Annotated in this window: 4 protein-coding genes and 1 pseudogene; 2 read left to right on the top strand and 3 right to left on the bottom strand. The window is 69.4% G+C overall.

Annotation, left to right across the window (positions count from 1 at the left end; translation table 11 throughout):
- The 3 genes from ACTWQJ_RS45430 to ACTWQJ_RS45420 form a co-directional block, all read right to left on the bottom strand.
- Positions 1-1318: S1 family peptidase (locus ACTWQJ_RS45430; protein ID WP_443312245.1), on the bottom strand; the 1318-nt coding region annotated here is incomplete at its 3' end.
- Entirely contained in the window at positions 1315-1671 is a 357-nt protein-coding gene (locus ACTWQJ_RS45425) for a trypco2 family protein (protein ID WP_443312244.1), read from the bottom strand. The genes ACTWQJ_RS45430 and ACTWQJ_RS45425, both read right to left, overlap by 4 nt.
- An 87-nt stretch (positions 1672-1758) precedes the next feature.
- Positions 1759-3156: a glycoside hydrolase family 16 protein gene (locus tag ACTWQJ_RS45420; RefSeq protein WP_443312243.1), complete on the bottom strand. Its 1398-nt coding sequence runs from the start codon at positions 3154-3156 to the stop codon at positions 1759-1761.
- A gap of 327 nt (positions 3157-3483) precedes the next feature.
- Between ACTWQJ_RS45420 and ACTWQJ_RS45415 the strand changes: the two are divergent.
- Positions 3484-3738 (top strand): annotated as a pseudogene (locus ACTWQJ_RS45415) (aminoglycoside phosphotransferase family protein); the annotation flags it as partial.
- Between the two features lie 398 nt (positions 3739-4136).
- Entirely contained in the window at positions 4137-5555 is a 1419-nt protein-coding gene (locus ACTWQJ_RS45410) for a family 2B encapsulin nanocompartment shell protein (RefSeq protein ID WP_443312242.1), read from the top strand.
- Positions 5556-5611 lie beyond the last annotated feature (56 nt).

The raw sequence follows: 5611 nt of genomic DNA, 5'->3' as shown, positions 1-5611 counted from the left end.
CGATCCGCTCGGCGATCGCGGGCCAGTCCGGCCCCGCGTGGCCGGGGACCACCGGCAGAGCGCGGGCGATGTCGAGTACGGCCCGGTGGAAGGACGCGTCCCAGTCTCCGGCAGTCGACGCCAGCGGTGCGAGGGCCAACTCCGGTGCCTCGGCGAGCAGATCGCGGACGTCCGGGTCCGGTTCGTCCAGCGCCTCCGCCCACATCCCGCGTTCGCGGGCGAGGAGCAGGACACGTACCCGGCCCTGCGCCGAGCGGGCCTGGCGCAGCAGGGCGCGGACCTGACGCGGGTAGTTCTCCGCGTAGTCCACCACGATCAGCAGCGGGCCACGCATGCGGGTGAGCGCGGTGAATCGTCCCTCGGCGGCAGCGTCATCGGCCGCGGCGGGGCGCAGGACTCCGGCGGTCCAGCCACGCACTCGCTGACGGGCGACTAAGCGGCGTGCGAGACGGCTCTTGCCCGCCCCGCCCTGACCGGTGACGATCAGGACCGCCGCCGCCTCGGACCCAGCGCACCAGGCGTCGAGGCGTTCGCTCTCCGTCTCGCGACCGTGGAAGGTCACGGTCTCGGTATCCGCGCGCAGCAGGGACGCCACCGAGCGGACGTCCCGATCGGGGTAGGGGGACTGGAGGAACCCGGAGAGCTCGACCGGTTCGACGACCTGGTCCCATCCGGTGGCGTCCGCCACCTTGCCCCGGAACGCCTCGTCCGCGAGCAGCGCGGACATCGGCGTCGCGGTCAGTCGGGTACCGGATCGTGCTCTGCGGTCGCTGCGTACGACTCCCACGAGCAGCCCCGCGCTGAACACCGCCGCCCCGGACATGCCGGCCCACGGGGTCTTCCCCTCGTCCGGCGCGGGGCCGGGCAGCGGGGTGGCGCTGGTGAACTCGTAGTGTCCGGACACAGCCCCGGTGGCCGGACTCAGCAGACCCGTGAACTGCTCCTGGTCACGCAGGGCTTCGTATTTCTGCAGGCGCGGAAAGCCGATCGCCTCGACCCGCTGGTCGGGCCGGACCGTCACGAACGTGCCGTACCGTGTGGCCGGACCCCGGCGCGGCGATTCCGCTCCGACCTGCGGGCTGATCCGCACCAGCGCCGCATCGAGGCGCTCGTCCTTCACCCACCACACGACTTCGCCGTCGCACCGCTCCTGTCCGGGCACATGCACCGTGACCGCGGCCGACGGCTCGCCGCCCGCCGTCAACACCACATGGGCGGCGGTGAGTACGAGACCGGGCCCGATCAGGTAGCCCGTGCCGAAGGACGGGCGGGACCGTACCTGGACGACGCGGCCGGGGTCCGGGCCGACAGGAATCACAACTCGTCGTCCTCATCACTGACATCGACCGAACCGCCCGCGTCCGTCCGTGCGCCGAGCTTCAGCGTGACGGTGTGCGTCGCGCGACGCGCCCTTTCCCCGCCGCCCCCGACACTCACCACACCGAACCTGAAGGCGCCGTCGCCCTTGGCCGACCGTTGCAGCTCCAGGCCGAACTCCACCGTCACTTCCTCGACGGACAGTTTGATCGGGCTGTCCACAGCCCGCGTTCTGGCCTCTTCGAGCTGCCTGCGCAGCGCGGTGACCGCGTCTGCGAGATCCAGCCAGTCGGTGTGCGGCATCGCGTCGGCCACAAGCGCCCCCGTGCAGCTCATCAGTCCGTCGTTGCTCAACACGGTACAGAAGGCGGCCGGTTACTTCATCATGCACGCCAGATGGGGGACTCCACATGCGCAGAGCCCCCCATCATGCAGGCCGGGTCAGCGCCCGAAGGTGAACCAGTTCACGTTCACGAAGTCCGCCGGCTGACCGCTGGTGAAGGTCAGATACACGTCGTGCGTGCCCGTGACGGAGCTGATGTTCGCCGGGACCGTACGCCATGACTGCCAGCCGCCCGTGTTGCCGATGGCGAAGCTCCCGACGGGCGCGCTGCTGCGGCTGTCCAGGCGCACCTCGACCAGGCCGCTCACGCCGGAGCCCGCACCGCTCGCGACCCGGGCGTTGAACTGTGTGGCCGCCGTGGAGCCGAAGGTGACGCCCCGGTAGAGCGCCCAGTCGCCGTTGGCCAGCGCTCCGATGTTCTGGCCGCCGCCCGTGTCGGAGGTCCCCTCGGTCATCGTGCCGGACTGGCCGTCGTAGGACTCGGCCTGGATGGCGCTGTAGGCGTCCCGGTTGCCGGTCGGGGGCGGCGTGGTACCGCTCCCACCGGCCGACAGCACCTGGACGTAGTCGACGACCATCGAGTGGCCCGGCACCGTCGCGGCGTCCGGCCCGCCGCCGAAGGCGTCCACGAAGCCGCCGCCCATCGCCACGTTCAGGATGATGAAGAAGCCGTGCTCCGTGGCGTTCGCCCATGTCGTCGCGTCGACCTGGTTCTCGCGCACGGTGTGGTAGTTGGTGCCGTCGACGTAGAAGCGGATCTCCTCGACGCTCGTCGAGCGGTCCCACTCCATGCGATACGTGTGGAAGCCGGACTGGCAGCTGGCGCCGGGGCAGGTGGTGGAACCGCCGATGCCGGTGGTCTCGTTGCAGGGACCGCCGGGTGAGGTGCCGCAGTGCATCGTCGCCCAGACGGTGTTGAGGCCCTGGACGTTCTCCATGATGTCCAGTTCGCCGACGCCCGGCCAGTTCCAGTAGTTGCCGCGGAAGGGTGCGCCCAGCATCCAGAAGGCGGGCCAGTAGCCGCGGGCGGCGGCGCCGGTGACATTGGGCATCTGAATGCGGGCCTCGACCCGGAGTCTGCCGCCGGCCGGGGGCTGGAAGTCGGTGCGGTTGGTCTCGATACGGCCGGAGGTCCAGTTGCCGGCGGCGTCGCGGCGCGGGGTGATGCGGAGGTTGCCGCTGCCGTCGAGGGCGACGTTGTTGGTGCCGGAGGTCATCGTCTCGATCTCGCCGGTGCCCCAGTTGGCGGGGCCGCCCGGGTACGAAGTCCCGGTCGCATACTGCCAGTTGGCCGTGTTGACGCCGGAGCCCGCGGCGCCTTCGAAGTCGTCGACGAAGACCTGCGTCCAGCCCGACGGGGGCGGCGGCGCGGCAGCGGTCGCGGACGGCGTCATGGCCGTGGCGACCAGCGCCGCGAGGCCCAGCGTGCTCAGGCCGGCGACGAGAGCCCGTCGGAAGATCCGGCGTCTGCCGGGTGTGCCGGAGGTTTCGCTCATGGGGTGCCTCTCGGTACGGAGTGGGGGTGCGCGGGAGCCTGTCCGGGAGCGCCCGAGGGGGTTCTGAGAGCGCTCTCAGACAATGGCTGCGCGGACAATGTCCTCTCGGGTACTCCAGTCGTCAAGAGGTGCAGCCGAGAAAGTCCTTGCGGGGCAAGGGGGTTCAAAGGATGAAGGGGGAAGCGTTCGGCATGTTCCCGGTCGGTTCGGATCCCGGCCCGGGCAGGACCACAGGCGTTAGCGTGACCGGCATGACGTCCGAGGGTGCGGCAGCAGACCGCGAGGCGCTGGTCGGCGGCATGGTGAACGCGGGCGCGGTCCTGCGCCGGGTTGGACACCTGTGCACGGCTGCGGATCCTCGCCGACGGCTACGGCCTCCCGCCCCGGGAACGCGCCGAGCTGCCCGCAGTCATCGAACAGGCCACCGAGGCCTGCCGCGCCTTCGTGGCCGGCCGCGTGGCCCACGGTGACCCGGTGTACGTCGATGCACTGGCCGAGCGCGGCGGCTGGGAACGCTGGGATCGCATCCAGGCATGGCTGGTGGCTCACCGCGACACGTTCACGGCCGCGCTGACGGAGTAAGACGTCACAGTGCGCAGCCCGCCTTCCACTCCTCCCAGGGCAGGTTGCGGGCGGAACGTCCGCCACACATCGGAAAGTCGACATGAGATGCAGAGATGCCTGGTGTCGCGCCTCGCAACCCTGTCACCCATGCGGTCACTTTCCGTGACATCGGGAGTCCTTTGCTGGAGCTGTTCGTTTCACCTCTTCGTTGACCTGGTGCGGCACTGACCAGCAAATTCCCATCGGGCGGGGCGTGAGGGGCGCATTCGGTCGATGCCTGAGTGCCCCTGAGCGCCCGCCAAATAAATTACTCACCGTGATCGATGTCCTGATAGGTCTGTGTACGGAACGTGACGACGCGCAGGTGTTGGCATGTCGATCATCTGTGCCTTCATGCACACAGGAAGAGGTGTGAGATGTCGGTCGAGACAAGTGCGCCCCCGGCGCCGGCCGAGGAGGAGCAGAGGCAGAGCCTCGGCACCGAGGCGGCCAGGAATCTGGCCACAACGACGAAGTCCGAGCCGCAGATGCAGGGCATCAGCTCGCGCTGGCTGACCCGGATGCTGCCGTGGGTGAACGTGCCGGGCGCGACCTACCGGGTCAACCGCCGCCTCGCCTACACGCTCGGCGACGGACGGGTGTCGTTCGTGAAGACCGGTGCGAAGGTCCAGGTCGTACCGGAGGAGCTGGGCGAGTTGCCACCGCTGCGTGGCTTCACGGACGGCGATGCGCTCGGTGCGCTCGCGGAGAAGTTCGTGCAGAAGGAGTTCGAGCCGGGCCAGGTCCTCGTGGAGGCGGGCCGGAAGGCGGATCACGTCTACCTGGTCGCGCACGGCAAGGTGGAGAAGATCGGCGAGGGGCCGTACGGCGACGAGGTGGTCCTCGGGCTGATGGCCGACGGCGACGCCTTCGGCGGCCAGGTCATCGCCGGGCCGGGCAAGAAGTGGGAGTTCACGGCGCGTGCGGCCACGCCCACCACGGTCCTCGCGCTGCCGCTGACGGCGTACAAGGCGGTTGCCGACCGGCACGAGAAGCTGCGCGAGCATGTGCAGCGGATCAGTTCCGACGGTCATCAGAAGCTGAACCGGTCCGGCGAGGCGGAGATCAGTCTGAGCTCGGGCCACGTCGGTGAGGAGACCCTGCCGCAGACCTTCGCCGACTACGAGCTCAAGCCTCGCGAATACGAGTTGAGCGTGGCACAGACCGTGCTGCGGGTGCACAGCCGGGTCGCCGACCTCTACAACGAGCCGATGAACCAGACGCAGCAGCAGCTGCGCCTGACGATCGAGGCGTTGCGCGAGCGGCAGGAGTACGAGCTGGTCAACAACAAGGACTTCGGCATGCTCCACAACGCCGACTTCGACCAGCGGATCTCCACGTTCTCCGGGCCGCCGTCCCCGGACGACCTCGACGAGCTGCTGAGCATGCGGCGCAAGACTCGCTGTATGTTCGCCCACCCCAAGGCGATCGCCGCGTTCGGCCGCGAGTGCAACAAGCGGGGCATCTACTTCGGCGGCGTGGAACTGCACGGGAACATGCTGCCCGCCTGGCGCGGGGTGCCGCTGCTGCCGTGCAGCAAGATCCCGGTCAGCAAGCAGGGCACCTCGTCGATCATCGCGATGCGTACCGGCGAGGACGACCAGGGAGTGATCGGCCTCTACCAGACGGGGATCCCGGACGAGGTCGAGCCCGGCCTGAACGTACGGTTCATGGGCATCGACGAGAAGGCGATCATCTCCTACCTGGTCAGCACCTATTACTCGGCAGCCGTGCTGGTGCCGGACGCGCTCGGTGTTCTGGAGAACGTCCAGGTCACCCGCACGAACGGGAGCTGACGCGCGTGTCGTTGATCTCCCGGGCCGTCGCGCCCGCGGCGGACCACGACGTGGCG

It is taken from the genome of Streptomyces sp. KR55 (assembly GCF_052245645.1).
In the GTDB taxonomy this organism is placed as follows: Bacteria; Actinomycetota; Actinomycetes; order Streptomycetales; family Streptomycetaceae; genus Streptomyces; species Streptomyces flavusporus.
The sequence above is the reverse complement of the archived record's forward strand: the minus strand, read 5'-3'. Positions and strand labels throughout refer to the sequence as shown.

What these genes read in the sequence shown, in the direction of transcription:
- ACTWQJ_RS45410 (WP_443312242.1), top strand. Translation starts at nt 4,137, where the DNA reads ATGTCGGTCGAGACAAGTGCGCCCCCGGCGCCGGCCGAGGAGGAGCAG.
- ACTWQJ_RS45420 (WP_443312243.1), bottom strand. Translation starts at nt 3,156, where the DNA reads ATGAGCGAAACCTCCGGCACACCCGGCAGACGCCGGATCTTCCGACGG.